This is a genomic window from Flavobacterium sp. UBA4197, from assembly GCF_002379575.1.
GTDB lineage: Bacteria > Bacteroidota > Bacteroidia > Flavobacteriales > Flavobacteriaceae > Flavobacterium > Flavobacterium inviolabile.
On sequence record NZ_DFUB01000021.1, the window covers coordinates 58,660 to 77,860 of the forward strand.

Here is a 19,201-nt window from a genome sequence, read left to right on the forward strand (position 1 = left end):
TTTCACAACTACTGCTCTTCTTGTTATTTTTTTTTGTTATTTTTTATTTAGTTTAAAAAACTCTTTCATACATTTGCAACAAATTTCAGAGGAAAAATTTGAACTGATTGCAACCTCTATTACCAGATTTCGTTTTTGGTACTAAAAAATGCTAAAGCAGTACATACTTCTTTAGGCATTACCTGCAATATTTTTTCCTCGCTTAATTATTAAAAATCTAATTTTATGGCTTATTTATTTACGTCAGAATCCGTTAGTGAGGGACATCCAGATAAGGTTGCCGATCAAATTTCTGATGCTTTAATTGATAATTTTTTAGCTTTCGATCCGGAATCGAAAGTAGCTTGTGAAACGTTAGTAACAACCGGGCAGGTTATTCTTGCCGGTGAGGTAAAGTCGAAGATTTATCTTGATGTGCAGCAAATTGCCCGTGAAGTGATCAAAAAAATCGGTTATACCAAAAGCGAGTACATGTTTGAGGCCAACTCTTGTGGTGTACTTTCTGCTATTCACGAGCAATCTCAGGATATTAACCAGGGTGTTGACCGTTCCAGCAAAGAAGAGCAAGGTGCAGGCGACCAGGGAATGATGTTTGGTTATGCTACAAATGAAACGGCAGATTTTATGCCATTAGCATTAAACCTTTCTCACAAATTACTTCAGGAATTATCAGCTTTACGTCGTGAGAATAACGAAATCACCTATTTACGTCCGGATGCAAAATCGCAGGTAACGTTAGAATATGACAACAATAACAAACCGGTTCGTATCGATGCTATTGTAATTTCTACACAACATGATGATTTTGCTGATGAGGAAACAATGTTGGCAAAAATCAAAAAAGATATTATTGAGATTTTAATTCCCCGTATTATCGCGCAGAACCCTCAATATGCTCATTTATTCAACGATAAGATCCAGTATCATATCAATCCAACCGGAAAATTCGTTATTGGTGGTCCTCACGGAGATACCGGATTAACCGGAAGAAAGATTATCGTAGATACCTATGGTGGTAAAGGAGCTCACGGTGGTGGTGCTTTCTCCGGAAAAGATCCGAGTAAAGTAGACCGTAGTGCGGCTTATGCAACCCGTCATATCGCTAAAAACCTTGTGGCTGCCGGTGTAGCCGATGAGATTTTAGTTCAGGTATCCTATGCTATTGGTGTTGCTAAACCAATGGGTATTTACATCAATACTTACGGTACTTCGAAAGTAAACTTAACCGATGGTGAGATCGCTAAAAAAGTGGAAGCTATTTTTGATATGCGTCCTTATTTTATCGAGCAACGTTTAAAATTAAGAAACCCTATTTACAGTGAAACTGCTGCATACGGACACATGGGAAGAACTCCGGAAACCGTTACCAAAACTTTTATCGCTCCGGGCGGAAAAGAGAAAACAGTTACCGTTGAATTGTTCACATGGGAAAAACTGGATTACGTAGCGACTATAAAAGAAGCTTTCGGTTTGTAACCAACGTTTTTATAAAATAAAAAGCCTGCTCGATGCAGGCTTTTTTTATAGGATGCTATAAGTTATATTTCAGACTTAAAATAATATACCTCGGCTGTATGATATATTGTGAGAAACTGCTGGAACCTCCCAACTGACTGAAACTGCTGTCGTTCAGGGAAGTGGTATTCAGCAAATTGGTTGCCGACAGTTTGTATTCCCATTTGCTGTCTTTCTTCTGGTAGATCAGACTGGCATTCAGGAAATCATATTCGTTGTTAATTGTATTATCCTTGTTCCTGTTGTGGTAAAAAGTATAATCGGAAGTAAATGAAAAGGCATCCAGGAAATAATATTCCAGCGTTACCGAAGGGCTGTCGACAAAGAAGGTATCACTGAAAAAATCATTTTTAGTAAAGCCGTATCCTAGTTCGATATTCGGGATTCTTTTAAAGTTTGTTGCCAGTTTCACGTTGTAATTCTGCGTATACGAATCGGTTGTCTGGATTTCTTCCACACCGCCCTGGAACACCCTGATGTTGTTATTCTTACTCCAGTTAAAGTTTCCGCCCACAGAAGCTTTGTAATATCTCCAGAACGATCTTCCATAATTGGCACTGGCAGAAAAGCTCTCATCTGCAAAAGCAGAATTCATGTTTACCGAAGACGATACCTGGTTCACACCGTCAAAAAAGGCTTTGGATTTTACGGCATCCGTTTGACGGGTATAGGTAATGTTCGCAAAGATGTTTTCGAAATTGAACATATTGTATTTAAAGTAACGCAGGGAATGCACTTGCGACAGCGAGTTTTCCAGCATTCTGTTACCGCTGAACAAGCTGTTGTAATTGGAAAAAACATACCCTTCGGCTACTTTACTAATGTCGGTAAAATTATTCGCCAATGAGAAATTATAGGTCAGGGTTTCCGACTTTTTAATTTGATACAAGGCATAAAAATCGGGCAACACTCTAACGAAATCATTTTTAAACTCACTGTTCAGCTGTTGGTTATTCATCGTATAATTGTGCAGACTGAATCCCGGATTAAAGGTGAATTTCCCGGTAATGAACTTATAATGCAATCCTACAAACACATCATTAAAGGTGTAATTCACCTCATTATTATTCTGCGGATCGGTTAAATTATTGGTATTCCCGTTGTCCAGGATCTGGAAAATATTCGAATTAAAGTTCTGATGCGAATAGGTATTACCCACCGTTACATTAATATTGCTTTTCGGCGTCAGCATATAGTAGTAATCAAACTTGGCATCTGCTTTATTGGTTTTCACAAAGCGGTTCTGTGTTACATCATTCCGGTTTTGTCCCGGAAGGTAACCGGATAACTGGAACGGCTGTAGTTTCAGGTTGGCGTTATAAAACGGGTCTTCTTCCTGGTACAAATGCTGCAATTCAAAAGCAAATACGTTTTTATTGTTCAGCGTATAATAGTAATTCAGGTTCTGATTAATGGAAAACGGTTTTTGTTTTTTATTGGTATAGATGTCATCCAGCAAACTCGAAAAAACGCTGTTCGATTCTTTCTGATCGGAAATTTTAAAGAAGCCGTCATAGTCAAAATGTACTTTATCGGAAGGCACATAGCTTGAGCTCAGTTTCAGCATGCCGAGGTTGGTTTTCTGCCGGGTCAGTTCCTGGCGCTCTTCGGTAACGGTAGCCGATGTTCCGTCTGGCAGTTTATCGGTTCTGACTGTTCTCGAATTGGTTTCCAGATCGGTTTTATTGGCAGAAAAAATACTAAAGCCGCTAATCGTCCAGGCTTTGGAAGGATTATAGCTAAAGTTTGCCGCACCGAATTTAACGTCTATTTCTTTGGCTCTGTTGTTGCGCAGTCCCAATATTCCCAAATCGTTCGAAGACACGTTAAAATTGGTTCCTCCTTTTCGCATCATGTTCTTGAACCCGCCCGAGAATTTAAAATAATCCTGCATCGTGAGCGGCAGTTCCCCGATATTGTTCAGGTTCCCGATAACGTTCACACTGTATTTCGGGTTGTAATAAAACAGTTTCGGATTCAGGATATGCCGGTCTTCCTTATGCCCAGCTCCGATTCCCGCCATCATTTCCCCAAACCAGAAGTTTTTCTTCCCTTCTTTCAGCTTGATATTCAAGGCTACATTTTCTTCATTATTTTCCAGTCCTTTCAGGTTGGATACTTCGTTATAGTTTCGCAGTACCTGGATTTTATCCAGCGCATCGGCAGGAATGTTTTTTGTCGCAATCTTAGTATCACCGTCAAAAAAGTCTTTACCTTCCACCATGACCTTCTGTACTTTTTTGCCTTCTACTTCAATTTCACCATCGGCATTAACCTCAACGCCGGGTAATTTTTTCAGCACATCTTCCAGTTTTCGCTCTGTTCCGTTTTTAAACGAATCGGCATTGTAAACAATCGTATCGCCTTTTATCGTTACCGGCATTTCTTTTACAATCTGCACGCCCTGTAAATCGATACCTTCCCGCAGCGCAATAACCCGGCTGATGGCGGTTGTACCCGTTTTTACCGTTTCTTCAAAAGCATTGAATCCGATATAACTGGCTTTTATGGTATAACTGGTATTGGCTTTTAACACCAGTTGGAATCTTCCGGCATCATTGGTAATCGCATAGGAATCCATGGCTTTGGTTTCCTGATTGATTGCCATAATATTCGCCATTTCCAGCGGTACGCCTGTGGTATCTTTTATCGTGCCTTCAAATTTTACGTTTTGGGCATAACCGGCAATAGACAATAAACAAACAATTAAATGTAAATATTTTCTCATTTTTATTTTCGCTTTTCTGATATCGTGCTGATAAGACTTTAAAAACCGCATAAGGTTCAATCTCTTAGACGAAAAAAAATTCCTTTTGTTACTTTAATTCGCTATTATCAGGCAATTAATATTTTTCCCGCCTTATCCTCCTACTCTGATGATCGTTTTTCCTTTACTGTTTTGGAACGATTCCAGCTGTTCTTCCATTTTTTTCTCCAATATTGCGTCATATTCTTTCTGGGTTACCACCTTACCGTTTTTAGGCTCTTTCACCTCTTTTTTTTCTTTAGGGTTTAAAACAATTTTAGAGCAGAGAATAACACTTTTCTTTTCGTTTATTTCCAGTATTAAACCCGGCAATCCCCAGTAATCATCAGGTCCCTGGCTAATCGGAATTTCCGGTGCATACCAGGCTGTTATCGTTTCCGAATCGGGTGATTCAAGGTCTTTTAACAGGGAAGTCGTTTTGGCTTTTCCGGAACTTTCCTTGTCTTTAAAGCCGGATTTTTCCACTTTCCGCACCAGGGTTGCCTTATAACAGGTATAATCGCCGATTTTCCGGGTTTCGTTTTCCAGTTTCCAGTTCAGTTTAGGCAGGGAGTCTTTAATCAGGAATTCTTTGCCCATTATTTCCGTTGCCAGTGCATATCTTTTATGTTTTATGTTTTTATATTTTTTGCCGCTGCCGCCAACCGTGATCTGCATGCCGCTGCCGCCACTGCTGCTCAAAGGCGATTTCAGTCTTTCTTCTTCTTCATATAGTGACGCCGACTTGTCAAAAGAGAGGGTATAGGTTTTTTCAAAATTCTTTTTAACCTTTTCTTCCAGGCTTTTTTCAATTTCCGGGGTTATTCCGCTTCCGGAAAATGTTATTTTCGGGGCAGTCATTTTGGTTTCATAAACCGCCATACCGCTAAAGTCCTGAGCAAAGATTTTCCCGATGCTCAACAACAATAATCCTACAATGATAATACTAATTCGAATCATGATTATTTTTATTATGTTAGTTATTTCTTTTACGCTGTAAAGAGTAATCAAAACTAACAAAGCGAGTTTTAACCGGATTGTAATTAGTGTTAACGTGTGTTAACGGTAAAAAAAGTAGGCGAACAGTTCTTACATTTGATTTATGAAATCCTTTTTTCGTCATAACGGTATGCTTCTGATTGCAGTTACAGTGGTCCTGATTACTGTAATCATTCAGATATATTGGAATATCAATAATTATGATACCAATAAGCAGCGTATTATCCTTGCTGCCCAAAGTGCTTTAGACAGCAGTATCGACAATTATTACAATGACAAGGCAAAGTCCAATATTATTTATTCGACTACCGGCAAAGATGTGGCACTTCCAATGCCGATCCATTCGAAATTACAGCGCGATGCCAAAAACATTAATTTTTACCATACCGAAATTCATACGGATTCCACCGCACCAAAACGGAAAAAAGCGACCACTATTTTCATTTCCAACGAAGCCGGACTTCCCAAACCGGACAATATTAAAGATGTCCGGGTTTTAGCCGAAAAGATTGTGATCTCGGTGCGGCAGGACAGCGTTGATCTAAAAAAAATCGCCCAATACATCGATAAAGAGTTTGCCCGGAAAAACCTTGATTTTGATTATGCCTTGCTTTATAAAGTGCATTTCAATACCGTATCGCAATACCATAATCCGGAAGACAAAAAGTACCTTTTCTCCACGCGTTCCAAGTCTTCCTTCCTGCCTCAGAACAGCAATATCGAGCTGTTTTTCCCGGATATATTTTACCCGGCCTTACAGGAAGGTATGCTGGGCATTATATTATCGCTGGTGTTATCGCTGAGTATTGTTTTCTGTCTTTTTTATTTGCTGCATATTATCCGCAAACAGAAACAGCTTGCAATCATTAAAAACGATTTTATCAGTAATGTTTCCCATGAGCTTAAAACGCCTATAGCCGTTGTGAACAGTGCTCTGGAAGGTATTGAAAAGTTCAATTCGGACAATGAACCCGAAAAAACAAAGAAGTACCTTGAAATTTCCAATCAGCATTTGTCTAAATTAAACCTTATTGTAGAGAAAATACTGGAAACGTCCATTTTAGAAAGCGACCAGCTAAGGCTGCAAAAAGAACCGGTTGCGCTTATCGGACTGATAAACACCGCTATTGACAAGTTCCGGATCAATACCGATAAAGCAATTGTATTCCACAATCCGGATACACCCGTGATTATTTTTGCAGATACATTTCATTTTGAAAATGTCATTTCAAACCTCATCGACAATGCCCTGAAATACGGTGGCGACTGCATTACCGTTACCCTGCAAAAAACGGATGCCGGTGTGGAGATTGCCGTTTCGGATAACGGGAAAGGCATTGACAAGATCCACCGTCAGAAAATATTTGAGAAGTTTTACAGGGTACCCAAAAACAATCAGCATGACGAAAAAGGATTTGGCATCGGTCTGTATTATTGTAAAAACATTGTCGAAAAACACGGTGGCAAAATAGACCTCATCGCAGAAACACAAACAACTTTTAAAATTTTCATTCCTCATGAGTAGCAAGGTGACTATTTTACTGGCAGAAGATGAAGCCACTCTGGGCCTGATTATCAAAGAAAGCCTGGAAACCCGGGATTTTAAAGTAACGCACTGTCTAAACGGTGTAGAGGCTTTGGCTCATTTTATACATGAAAAACCAGATGCAATCGTTCTGGATATAATGATGCCGAAAAAAGACGGCTTTACACTCGCCCAGGAAATCCGGAAAAAAGACAAGACAATTCCGATTATTTTTTTAAGTGCGAAATCGCAGGTTCAGGATGTGGTGGACGGTTTTCAATATGGCGGCAACGATTATCTGAAAAAGCCTTTTAGTATGGAGGAATTAATCGTCAGAATCCATGCCCTGTTAGGCCGGACCGGTAAAAGCAATCCGGAGGAACAGCTGAATATTGGCCGTTACCGTTTTAATTACAACAAGCAGACTTTAGAGCACCAGGCACTGGTTTTTTATTTAACCCACCGGGAAGCTTTGGTTTTAAAACTGCTGCTGGAAAACAAAAATGAAATTGTAGACAAGTCGTTTGCCTTAAATAAAATATGGGGTAAAGATGATTTTTTTAACGGCAGAAGTATGGATGTGTTTATTTCAAAATTGCGAAAAAAACTGACACTGGACAGCAGTATCCAGATCATTAACATTCGCGGAAGAGGTTATAAACTGATCTGTTAAGCGTTCTTTTCTACATCCGTATTATTATAATAAAAAAACCGGTTTCCCGTATGATTATTACAATCAGGAGAAACCGGTCTGGTCATATATAGTACTGAAAACTATCGGCCCATTCGCATCTGCATTCTGTTCCCGCCCTGTTGTCCTTTGGACATTTCCCGCATCTCTTCCATTTTTTTCACTACAATATCGTCGTATTCTTTTTGTTTTACGACTTTACCGTTTTTAGAGGCTTTTATTTCCACTTTATCTTTTGCATTCAACACAACCTTAGAGCAAACAATTACCGTTTTACCGTCATTTACTTCCAAAATCAGTCCCGGTAATCCCCAGTAACTTTCCGGTCCCTGGTTAACCGGAACATCCGGAGTGTACCAGGCCGTTATGGTTACTTCTTTCGGCATTTCGAAATCTTCCATAAAGTTTGTTGTTTTCTCTTTTTTAGCCTCATCGCTTTTCGTATCCTCTTTCTTTCTTCTGAAGTTTCGGAAATCGGACTGGCTAACCGGCTTTACAGCTGTTGCCTTAAAACAGTTATAATCACCTATTTTTTTGGTTTCACTTTCCAGTTTCCAGTTCAGTTTGGGTAAGCTGTCCACAATTAAGAATTCTTTTCCCATAAATTCTTTGTCAACAGTATAGCTTTTCTCTTTTACATTTTTAAAGAAAGTACCGCCGCTTCCCATCATCGAGTTCATCATTCGGGAGCCTGGTCCCTGTTGTCCGGGTGCATCCAGTTTTTCTTCTTCTTTATAGATTGAAGTGGAACGGTCAAAATTCAGGACAAATGTTTTCTCCAGCATTTTTTTCATTCGCTCCTGGATCATTTTCTGCATTTCGGGCGTGATGTCCCTTCCCTCCATTTTGAAATCGGATATTGTTGTTTTGGATTCATAAACCGCCATTCCCTGAAAATTCTGGGCAAACGACGTGATGGCAAAGCCGAATACTGCAATCGCGGTTACTATTTTCTTTTTCATAATGTTATTGTCTGGTTTGTTTATCTCATAAGACTTCTCAGCCTTGATTTTGTTACAATCAAAAATTATTTTTGTATTGGACTTTTTATATCATAAAAGGTTTATTCGTAATTTGCATCATTATGCAGCAAATACTCCTCTATCTTTTTTTATCCTGTTGTTCCCTTGCTTTTGCCCAGCAAAAAAGCATTGACGCAGTTTTTATTGCCAGTGACAATACCGAAGGAGCTGTTTTTGTAGGGAAAGATCCTTTTGGCTTTTCCTATACCATCAAAGATAACGAATTCCGGAAGAGCAATGCGACGCAAAAGTTTCAGTACCGCAACCTGACTTTCGGACGAATCAAACAGGTGGATTTACAGAGTCCCTTGCAGATCGTTTTGTATTATAAATCTTTTAATGCTGCCGTATTGCTGGACAATCAGTTAAATGAAACCACAAAAATAAATTTTTCAGAAAGCAACCCGGAGCTTTTTCCGACAGCCGTGAGCCTAGCATCGCAAAACCGGTTGTGGCTGTTTGATCAGAATTCCCAGAAACTGGGTTTGTACGATATTTACAAAAATACCTTTAGCGCTGTTTCATCGCCCATAAAAGACACTCCGGTACAATACCAGTCGGATTACAATTATTTTTACTGGATAGACGGGAATCAGAACTGTTATGTTTCCAATATTTTCGGAAAGATCAGCTTCCTGGGAAAAGCACCGGAAGCCGATGCGATACAATTTATCAGCACTTCTCAGGTTTTATTAAAAAAAGGCAATCTGTTGTCCCTTTATAATTTAGAAAATCAAACGGCTCAAATTGTTCCGATACTGGAAAAAAGCATTGAAAGTTTTTATTATAAAGAGCAAATTTTATCTATTTTTACCGATAACGAAATCAAGAATTATAAAATCATATTACCATAATGCATATAGCTGTAGCAGGAAACATTGGCGCCGGAAAAACAACATTAACCCGACTTTTAGCAAAACATTTCAAATGGGAACCCCATTTTGAAGATGTGGTTGACAATCCTTATCTGGACGATTTTTACCACCAAATGGATCGTTGGTCATTTAACCTTCAGATTTATTTCTTAAACAGTCGTTTCCGCCAGGTTTTACAAATTCGCGAAAGCGGTAAAAAAATCATACAGGACAGAACCATATATGAAGATGCACATATTTTTGCACCCAATCTTCATGCTATGGGATTAATGACAAATCGTGATTTCAGCAATTATACGTCTCTTTTCGAATTAATGGAAGGTTTGGTCGCTCCGCCGGATCTATTGATCTATCTGCGCAGTTCCATTCCGAACCTGGTTAACCAGATTCATAAAAGAGGGCGTGAATATGAAAATACCATTTCTATTGATTATTTAAGCCGGTTAAACGAACGTTATGAAGCCTGGATCCAAACGTATACCAAAGGAAAATTGCTGATCATCGATGTAGACAATATCAATTTTGTAGACAATCCGGAAGATCTTGGAAACATCATCAACCGAATTGATGCCGAAATCAACGGTTTATTTTAGAATAAAAGTTTACACAAATACATCAAAACAACTAAAAACGATTGTAAATCATTTATTTACAATCGTTTTTCTTTTTAGGTGATATAACACTCCTACATACTTATACATTTGGTGCATCATTTTATACCCGTTCTGTCGCGGGTGAAAAGAAACTTTTACTGCCATACCTCACCCCCCTACCGGAACACTTGACCGAAAAGGGGTGACACCGTCAATAGCACAGTGTTTTTCTGTATTACAAACCATTATCCCCATCGTGATACGGTTTGACTCTGAAGCCGCTAACCTGTTAGTCTATACTATTTTAAGTATTCGTGATACCTGTTGTAAGAAAAATAAAAGGTTTTACTACGCATTTATACTCATTTTGGGTACAAAATACCTTAATTACGGATTTTCCGTAATTGTTTTGTTTTTCAGGGAGTAATATTTGCAAACACATTTTTATAACAATTTATGAAAACTGTTTTTAAAATATGGCTTTTTATGACCCTGGTGCTGCTGGCAGGCTGCGAGCTGAACGAGGAAGTAGTCCGCAGGGAAAACTATACAGCAAAGATCAAAATCAGGGAAGCCTCTCTGGATGAACTACTTGGTGAGCGTAAGTTTATGGCTGCCTACAATAAAATTTACACCACTAAGGAAAAATCCCGCACAATGATGGAAGCCCAGTATGGTTTTACTATTGTGCCACATGGTGCAAAGGTAATAGAGGCTGACAACAGGACTTCCTACACCTTTAAAATAACAAAGGAGCATAATAGTCCTGCCTATTTTGAGAACCTGGTTATAAACGTTGATAGTCTGGAGCAGACAAGTGCCTATATCGTGAAGTATACAAAATCTACACCTTTAAGCTTAAGTAATGTGCACGGATCATTTTACTTTAAAGGAGATATCCACATCAGTCCTATCAAATATAACATAGAGCCGGCAGAGAGAACATTGCATTGTGTCACGGCTACTATCATGATGTGTAAAGAACATTCGTCAGGAAATGCCATAGGACCCGTACATGTTGCCGGACCGAATTGCAACAATAACGAATATCTATATGGTGTTACAACAACAACTTGTGATATGACGGCAGGAGGAGGAAGTTTCGGAGGAGGTGCAGGTGGTTACTCTGGTGGTGATGGAATGGGTGGATCTGGAGGTGGAGGAGACGGAGAGGTACCAACCGATGGGGATATTTTAACTCCACCTAATAATTGTCTGCGTTGCCCTGATTTTACAACTGCACCAGTTGAAGAAATGGATCCCAATGCTACATCAGTATCACCAAACCCCTGTGTACAACTGGGAAATCTTCTGAAACAAAAAATTGTTAAGAACGGATTAAATTATTTGAAAAATAATTTGCAGAACAACTTAGAAACGGTATACTCTTTGGAATATAACAAAACGAATAAGAATGTTTCATTGCGCCCTGGAATTTCAGGAACCAGAAGTGGTATTATAAGAGTATATCCTACTACTTTTGGTGTTGTACATAATCATCCTGTAAAAATAGAAGATGAAGATTCCAGTTATCCAATGTTTTCAGCAGACGATTTGTTTATTCCTTATCAGATAGCGATGAGTAATAGTATTAACATCCAGTCGATTGATTATCCTGTGACCAATATTATGGTTGCTCCCGACAACACCTATGCATTGATCCCGAACAATCTTCAGGCACTATCTGCACTCTCTGTTAAATTTCAGAATGCTACAGCCAAAAGAAAGTTCATTGATGAATTACAGGAAATATATGAAAAAAATGGAAAGCCATGGGATGTGGATCAAAACACACTCCTAAGGGAATTTATAAAATTTGTAAACGATAAATACAATCTGGATATCGCTATTTATCAAGCCAGCAATAATGATCTTTACGGCGCAAATCCTAACTGGTCTAAGGTAATAATAGACCCGAATACTCCAAACGAGGTAACAAGTATACCATGTAACCAATAAAATTCTAAAACATGAAAAAAACACTTGTAATAATAGTACTTCTTATCAATACAATTGTAAGTTATTCTCAAAATCAATATCCGCTATATCTTTCTTCCGATGCGATCACCGGGGGATATTATAAAGACATTGATAATGATCTGAATAAATTTCAGGGGACATGGAAATATAGCGATGGAACCACTTCATTAACCATAGTACTAAAGAAGAAAAATCAAGTGACTGTTCCTTACGGGGATTATATGACCGATATACTGGTAGGTGAATATTCATTTGTCTACAATGGAACACAGCAGACCAATACGCTTAACAGTCTTGAACAAAATGCAACAACCTACGGGGCAAATAACATTTATGCTACAATTATCAGGAGATGTGACGAATGCTTACCGGGACAGCGTAAAGTAGTAATAGGAATATTTAAGGACCCTGTAGTTGAGTATTTGGGAGCACGAATGAGTTTATCATATTATACAGAAAATGGCACAGAAAAGCTGAAACTGGGGTTAAAGCCGGAAACATACGTATATACCGACGAACTTCCGCCAATACCCGCAGGATACGAAAGTGTACCTATTGGAAAATACATTTTGACGAAACAGCCGTAATTTTCAGGCAGTTTGCCCCGTTCCTGCAAACCGCCAGAAAGCAAACCGTTCTTTCAACACTTAAAATCAGGAACTCACAGACTTAGCTTTATCCAAGATTATACCTGCTGGTTTATCCTAAAAGTTAGTAGCTATTTTTTATGTCTAACTAATTGATCTGAATAAAAACTCATTAGAAAAAGCACTTAAAGCATATTTATAATGAATACAACGAAACAACTTGATATTCAACAAAAAGTATTTACTATTATTTTTTAGACTGTACTTCATAAAGGTTTTTGCAGTCTGGCAGCTTTCCTTCACCCGTCATTTTTATAAGTCGTTTTTCTTGGGGTAACAGGTCAAAGTAGTTATCACTAAAATGGGTTCCCTCTGCCGACAGCTGAATATTTTTCGCCAAAACATCGGTAGTAATTTCGAGTGTTCCGACATCCTTTTTCTGAATGGTAATAGTAGGTTTCGGCAACAGCAAATCCTTATTTTTCTCAAAATAGTACAAGGCATTTTTCATACTGCCATCCTGAAGCTGCAACCGGACGGACAAGACTATTTCTTTAGTATTGTAACGCGCCAGGGTCTTGGCATTCAGCACAACCTGTTTTGCACTGCTGTTTCCGGCAAATGTTACTGCCTGTTTTTCCTGAAACAGCACCCTGCCTTTAAAATCCAGCAGTTCCATTTCCAGCGTTCCCTGTTGCGGAGTCTGCAAATCGCTGACAATAAAAACCGCATAATCATCTACTTCTTTGTTTACCGACAGGATTATGTTCTCAAAACTCTTTTGTACCTGGTAGTGCAGTGCTTTCCAGTTCCCGTTAAAGTCAACGGAACTCCACGAGGTCACCGGCCAGCAGTCGTTGAACTGCCAGTACAAAGTTCCCATACAATACGGCTTTGCCCTGCGATGTGCTTCTATAGCTGTTTTCATGCCTTCTGCCTGCAGCAATTGCGAAACGTATATATAATCCTCAAATGCATCCGGAACGACAAAATCACGCGCCATATAGGTTTTTATCGTTTGATAACCCGTTGGATGTTTCTGATGGTTTTTCACAGCTTCCGATTCCAGGTTCCGGTCGTCTGGATTCGCTATTGCTTTAAAAGTACTCCGATCGGGCATGGATTGGAATCCGTATTCCGACATGAACCGGCCGACTTTTTCTTTGTATATTTCAAACGGTTCCATTCCCCACCAAACACCCCAATAATGGGAATCGCCTTCGCGCAGGCTTTGTTCTTTCCCCCACCCAATGGAAGGCGAAGACGGCCAGTAAATGTTTTTCTCTTTACCCGACAGGCTGTCCAGCGTTTGCGGTATGACTTCATGAAACAGTTTTTTATAGTCGTTCCGGATTTTCGTGGAATCCGCAGCGGTATATTGATATTGTTTTTGCCAGCCCCAGTTTTGCCAGCCTTCATCATTTTCGTTGTTCCCGCACCATAGTGCAATCGAAGTATGATGCTGCAACCGGTTCACGTTGTCGATTGTTTCTTTTTTTACATTATCCAAAAACGAAGCATCACCGGGATACATCGCACAGGCAAACATAAAATCCTGCCAGACCAGAATCCCGTTTTGATCACAGGCATCATAAAAAGCGTCATCGGCATACACCCCGCCGCCCCAAACGCGGAGCATGTTCATGTTTGCTTCTTTTGCATCTTTTACAATGTTGTCATAACTTTTTTTGCCGGCTTGCGGCAGGAAGCTGTTTACCGGGATATAATTGGCTCCTTTCATAAAAACAGGAACGCCGTTTAGTTTAAAGTAAAAACTTTTTCCTTTATCATCTTTCTCCTGAACCAGCTCAACCGTTCGCAAACCGATCTGCAAGGATTTTGTTGCAAGGGTTTTCTTTTTATGATCTGCCAGACTTACCGAAAAAGGATACAGATGTGCTTCACCCAAACCGTTTGTCCACCATCTTTTAGGGTTTTCTATAGGATATTCCACTCCTATAGTATTGCTGCCTTTCTTCAAACGGACTTTTGTCTGCCGCTCGTTGATTGTCAAATAAAAGGTTCCGGTTTTCCGGCTGTCAACCGTTACGGTAAACGCTAACAGCGCCTTATCCTCCTGCAATATTTTTTGGGCATACCGGATGGCATTGATCTTTCCGGTATTCCAGAACCGGAGGGTTACCGGTTTCCAGATTCCGGCGGTAACCAGACGCGGCCCCCAATCCCATCCGTACTGGTATTGGGCTTTCCGGGTGAACACTTTTTCATCTCCGGGTAAGATATAGGGTAATTTTGAAGCTTCCGATTTTCCTTTTTTAACAGCCGATTCAAACAGGATATGCAGCGTATTCGTTCCGGCTTTCAGTTCCTTACTGACCGCGACTTTCCATGTCCGGAACATATTATCGGCTTCCAGTATGAGCTTGTCGTTTAAATAAACTTTGGCATAGGTGTCCAGTCCGTCAAATTGCAATTCAACATTTTCCTGTGCTATTTCTTCTTTTGTGAGTGTAAAAGTGGTTTGATACTCCCAGTCTTCGTTTTCAATCCACTGTAACTTTTTTTCATTATCTGCAAAAAAGGGTTCCGGTATCACGCCGTTTTCTCGTAAATCCGTGTGGACCGTTCCCGGTACTTTTGCTGTTAACCAGCTGGTTGTTCCCTTTTTTTTAAAAACCCATTTTTCGTGACTTAAGTCTTTTTCCAAAACCTGGGCCTGCAGCAGGAATGGCAGTAAAACGATCAGGCATCGAAACACAATCTTTCCCATTATTGCAGGGCTTTTTTGAGCGCCATAACCTCATCAATACTGGCAACAGCCGTTGCATCGGTAATTGCCGAAGAGTGGTAATAAGCCGCTTGGGTCGTTTCCATAAGCGACCGGATATTCGTGGAACGCAGTCCACCGCCGGGCATGATCACAATACGGTTCGCTGCCCGGGCAACCAATCCGGATAAGGTATTGCTGCCTTCCGTTACATTTTTGGCGCCGCCAGAAGTTAAAACCGTCTGGAATCCGCATTCGATCACTTCTTCCAAAGCGCGGAATACATCCGGAACTTCATCAAAAGCGCGGTGAAACGTGCAAGGAAACGGACTTGCCAAAGTTACCAGTTCGGTATTAATCGCGATATCGATGGCATTGTTATCCGTTAAGACACCAAATACAAATCCGTTAACGCCCATTTTTTTAAACTGGCGGATATCCGACCGCATCTGTTCCAGCTCCGTTTCGGAATAGACAAAGTTTCCGCCCCGCGGACGAATCATCACAAAAAGATCGATTGCCAGTGCTGTTCTTGTTTGTTCCGTTATGGCATAGGCCGGCGTGGTTCCGCCTTCCTGTATCGTATCGCAGAGTTCTACCCTGTCTGCTCCGCCTTGTTGTGCAATCACGGTCGATTCCGGATTAAAACAGGCTATTTCTAATTTTCTCATTTACTTTAAAAAATAATCCGCATCAATTAAGCGGTTACCGGAATTATCATATTTCGCATAGTTAAATCCGCCCTGAACACAATAAGCTCCGTGTTCTCCTTTTTTGTTCAGCGCAATAAACCCGACCTGGATATCTTTCAGGTCCTTATTTCTGTTTTTGGTTAGTTTTACAATTCTGGACACTGCTTCTTCGCAGGCCTGCTGCGGCGATCTTCCCTGCCGCATCAGTTCGACCACCAGATGACAGCCGGCAATCCGGATCACTTCTTCACCGTGACCGGTGGCTGTGGCGGCACCTATTTCATTATCTACATACAATCCGGCTCCAATGATAGGTGAATCACCCACCCTACCATGCATTTTAAATGCCATACCGCTTGTTGTACAGGCACCGGACAGGTTACCGGCCCCGTCAAGGGCAATCATTCCAATAGTATCGTGATTTTCAATATTGGCAACGGGTTTATAGTTACTGGTTTTCAGCCATTCCTTCCATTCTTTTTCGGATGCCTCCACCAGCAGGTTTTCTTTTTTATATCCCTGTAAAAGGGCAAATTGTAAAGCACCTTCACCTACCAGCATGACGTGTGGTGTTTTTTCCATAACGGCTCTGGCTACCGATATGGGATGTTTAATATGTTCCAGGCAGGCAACGGAACCGATATTGGAAAATTCATCCATGATACAGGCATCCAGGGTTACGCGTCCGTCCCTGTCCGGTCGTCCGCCATAGCCTACACTTCGTTCGTTTGGGTCGCCTTCGGGTACTTTCACCCCGGCTTCTACCGCATCCAGAGCCCTGCCGTTATTCTTAAGCACTTCCCAGGCAGCTTCATTGGCAGCAATACCAAATCGCCAAGTGGAAAGCACGATCGGTTTTTTAACTTTTCCGGCTGCCGGAATACTGTCTGCCGTTTCCTGTGCTTTAAAGGATTGTAACGCAACAGCTACCGATGCCATTGCCGTGGTTTTTATAAAGTTTCTTCTGTTTCCCATTATTCTATCATTATTTCGTCAACAAACAACCATGAATCCGCTCCGGCTCCGGCTTTCCCATCGGGTATTTTCCCGGCATTCCTGGCAATGACTTTGACAAATCTTGCCTGCTGTTTGCCGATATTCATGGCAATTATTCCTTTTAAACTGCTAATTTCCGCAGCCGAAAGTACTTTCACCTGCTTAAAGTCTTTCCCGTTTTCGGAAAGCAGTACCGTTACTTTTTCAGGATAATAAATCCAGCTTCCTTCGTTTGCCAAAACATCCAGCGTGACTTTGGTCAGTTTCGTTTTTTTGCCCAGATCAATAGTCGCTTCGAGGTCTTTCCCCCAGAAACCAATCCAGTCCCTGCCGTACTTTTCCATATTTCCCCTCATTCCATCTACTAATGTAAAGGCGCCGCCTATGCCGTAATTTTCATGAGGCTGGCTGACCAATGTTATTTTTTTACCGGTCGATTTTGTCCTGTAAAAAGCCTGTTCGATAACGGCGCTTTTTTGCGTTCCGTTTTCAAAATAGGCCGCTTTTACGACCGTGTTTCGGGTAATGGGAATCGGTTTTGAATACGCCGGCGCTTTTGCTGTTGGCGGTGTACCGTTTGTCGTATAATGGATGCCTTTATTATCCTGTGCCGATCTGAGCCAGAACAATACGCCTTTTTTATTGTCGGACGGGCTTACTTTTGACGTGATTTCAAACAGGGCTTTACTGTAACGGATTCCTTTTTTGTCCAATACCGCAAAATGCTGTAGCAGGCGTTTTTGGAAGTTATTGTATTTGCCGGGCTGCGACGTTCCCCAGACCACTTCGGCAAGTGCCTGCATTCTGGGCATAATCATATATTCCGCATGTTCCGGAGTTTTGATATATTCCGTCCAGAGATTTCCCTGTGCTCCTAAAATATATTTTGCTTCTTCCGGAGTGAGCACTTCCGGAGTGGGATTGAACGAATATACTTTTTCTACTGTGGTATAACCGCCAATAGCCACCGGTTCGTTTTTGGGTTCTCCCTGGTAATGGTCGAAATAGCAGTAGGCTCCGGGAGTCATTACCGCAAAGTGTTTCTGCCGGGCGGCGGCGATTCCGCCTTCGGTTCCTCTCCAGCTCATTACGGCAGCATTCGGCGCCAGTCCGCCTTCCAGAATTTCATCCCAGCCGATAATCTTTTTTCCTTTGGTATTCAAAAACCGTTCTATCCGCCGGATAAAATAGCTTTGCAGTTCGTGTTCGTCTTTGAGGTTTTCTTTTTGGATCAGTGCCTGGCAATGCGGACAGTTTTTCCATCTTATTTTAGGGCACTCATCGCCTCCGATATGGATATATTCGGAAGGAAATAAAGCCACGACTTCCGAAAGTACATTTTCGAGAAATTCGAAAGTGGTTTCTTTCGGACAGTACACCTCATCCAAAACGCCCCACTGTGTGGCGACTTCAAAAGGTCCTCCGGTACAGGAAAGTTCCGGATAGGCCGCCAAAGCTGCCTGCGAATGTCCCGGCATTTCTATTTCGGGAACAATGGTGATGTGCCGTTTTTGGGCATAGGCTACAATTTCTTTAATATCTTCCTGCGTATAGAATCCGCCATACCGTTCGTTATCAAACCGCTGGTCGTTATAATGTCCTACCATGGAGCCTTTCCGCCAGGCTCCGATTTCTGTTAATCTGGGGTATTTTTTAATTTCAATACGCCATCCCTGGTCTTCCGTTAAATGCCAGTGAAAGGTATTCATCTTGTACATGGCCAGATAATCGATGTATTTTTTAATGAAGTCTTTTGTAAAGAAATGGCGCCCGGTATCCAGGTGCATTCCTCTCCAGGAGTATTTCGGTTCGTCTTTTATTGTCACACACGGAATGCTAATCGTGTCTTTTGCGGCTACCGGTAATAATTGCAATATGGTTTGCAGCGCATAAAAAACGCCTTTATTTTCTTTTGCTTTAATCCGGATCTGTGCGCTTGTGATTTCCAGCGAATAGCTTTCCGGAGCCGAAGCGGCATCGGTGTCTTTGACGATCGTTAGGGTGTTTAACGGACTTTTACTGTTGCTAACAACCGGAAGTTCCCAGCCGTAACCGGATTGTAATGCCTGATTGAACAAATCGGCTTCATTTTGAAAAGCGCTATCCGGGAGCAGTAATAAGGTTCCGGCACTCAGTTCAAAATTTCCGGTTCCTTTTTTGATTTCTTTGGGCTGCGGAATCAGCGGCAGCAGTTCCTGAGCAAATATACTATTGGCCAGCAGTAAAAACAGAAATGTTAATTGCTTAAACAT

At 40.9% G+C, this 19,201-nt stretch carries 14 protein-coding genes; 7 read left to right on the forward strand and 7 right to left on the reverse strand.

Going from position 1 to position 19,201, the window contains the following annotated elements; translation table 11 throughout:
• The first annotated feature begins 225 nt into the window (after window positions 1-225).
• The gene (gene metK / locus B3394_RS12210) at window positions 226-1,476 is read left to right on the forward strand and encodes a methionine adenosyltransferase (RefSeq protein WP_177732074.1); all 1,251 of its coding nucleotides are present in this window, start codon (window positions 226-228) and stop codon (window positions 1,474-1,476) included.
• Window positions 1,477-1,531: 55 nt separating this feature from the next.
• On the opposite strand, the gene B3394_RS12215 is transcribed toward metK, so the two are convergent.
• Complete coding sequence (locus tag B3394_RS12215) at window positions 1,532-4,243, reverse strand: TonB-dependent receptor (RefSeq protein ID WP_286923776.1); 2,712 nt, start codon at window positions 4,241-4,243, stop codon at window positions 1,532-1,534.
• Window positions 4,244-4,375: 132 nt separating this feature from the next.
• Entirely contained in the window at window positions 4,376-5,221 is an 846-nt protein-coding gene (locus tag B3394_RS12220) for a GLPGLI family protein (RefSeq protein WP_286923793.1), read from the reverse strand.
• 142 nt (window positions 5,222-5,363) lie between these two features.
• Between B3394_RS12220 and B3394_RS12225 the strand changes: the two genes are divergently transcribed.
• Window positions 5,364-6,785, forward strand: a complete 1,422-nt coding sequence (locus B3394_RS12225) for a sensor histidine kinase (protein WP_286923795.1) — start codon at window positions 5,364-5,366, stop codon at window positions 6,783-6,785.
• Window positions 6,778-7,458 carry a response regulator transcription factor gene (locus B3394_RS12230; protein ID WP_286923802.1) on the forward strand — a complete coding sequence of 227 codons (681 nt, stop codon included), beginning with the start codon at window positions 6,778-6,780 and terminating at the stop codon, window positions 7,456-7,458. Before B3394_RS12225 ends, B3394_RS12230 begins: the two co-directional genes overlap by 8 nt.
• 101 nt (window positions 7,459-7,559) lie before the next feature.
• On the opposite strand, the gene B3394_RS12235 is transcribed toward B3394_RS12230, so the two are convergent.
• Window positions 7,560-8,438, reverse strand: a complete 879-nt coding sequence (locus B3394_RS12235; protein ID WP_273245580.1) for a GLPGLI family protein — start codon at window positions 8,436-8,438, stop codon at window positions 7,560-7,562.
• Between the two features lie 122 nt (window positions 8,439-8,560).
• Here B3394_RS12235 and B3394_RS12240 point away from each other — a divergent pair, with 122 nt between their 5' ends.
• From B3394_RS12240 to B3394_RS12255, 4 genes are all read left to right on the forward strand, one after another.
• A complete protein-coding gene (locus tag B3394_RS12240) occupies window positions 8,561-9,352 on the forward strand; it encodes a hypothetical protein (RefSeq protein WP_177732059.1) in 792 nt (263 codons plus the stop codon).
• Window positions 9,352-9,966, forward strand: a complete 615-nt coding sequence (locus B3394_RS12245; protein ID WP_177732056.1) for a deoxynucleoside kinase — start codon at window positions 9,352-9,354, stop codon at window positions 9,964-9,966. The genes B3394_RS12240 and B3394_RS12245 overlap by 1 nt, the downstream gene beginning before the upstream one ends.
• A 486-nt stretch (window positions 9,967-10,452) precedes the next feature.
• Window positions 10,453-11,925 (forward strand): hypothetical protein, encoded by a 1,473-nt coding sequence (locus B3394_RS12250; protein WP_286923806.1) that lies wholly within the window; start codon window positions 10,453-10,455, stop codon window positions 11,923-11,925.
• An 11-nt stretch (window positions 11,926-11,936) separates the two neighbouring features.
• Window positions 11,937-12,533: a DUF6705 family protein gene (locus B3394_RS12255; RefSeq protein ID WP_177732050.1), complete on the forward strand. Its 597-nt coding sequence runs from the start codon at window positions 11,937-11,939 to the stop codon at window positions 12,531-12,533.
• A gap of 247 nt (window positions 12,534-12,780) precedes the next feature.
• Here B3394_RS12255 and B3394_RS12260 read toward each other — a convergent pair whose 3' ends face one another.
• From B3394_RS12260 to B3394_RS12275, 4 genes are read right to left on the reverse strand one after another with little or no spacing between them, the layout of a single operon-like run.
• Window positions 12,781-15,264, reverse strand: a complete 2,484-nt coding sequence (locus tag B3394_RS12260) for a beta-mannosidase (RefSeq protein WP_286923811.1) — start codon at window positions 15,262-15,264, stop codon at window positions 12,781-12,783.
• Window positions 15,264-15,932 (reverse strand): copper homeostasis protein CutC, encoded by a 669-nt coding sequence (locus B3394_RS12265; RefSeq protein WP_286923817.1) that lies wholly within the window; start codon window positions 15,930-15,932, stop codon window positions 15,264-15,266. The genes B3394_RS12260 and B3394_RS12265 overlap by 1 nt, the downstream gene beginning before the upstream one ends.
• Complete coding sequence (locus B3394_RS12270; protein WP_286923820.1) at window positions 15,933-16,928, reverse strand: isoaspartyl peptidase/L-asparaginase family protein; 996 nt, start codon at window positions 16,926-16,928, stop codon at window positions 15,933-15,935.
• Window positions 16,928-19,201, reverse strand: coding sequence for a family 20 glycosylhydrolase (locus tag B3394_RS12275; RefSeq protein ID WP_286923827.1), 2,274 nt, complete (start codon window positions 19,199-19,201; stop codon window positions 16,928-16,930). Before B3394_RS12275 ends, B3394_RS12270 begins: the two co-directional genes overlap by 1 nt.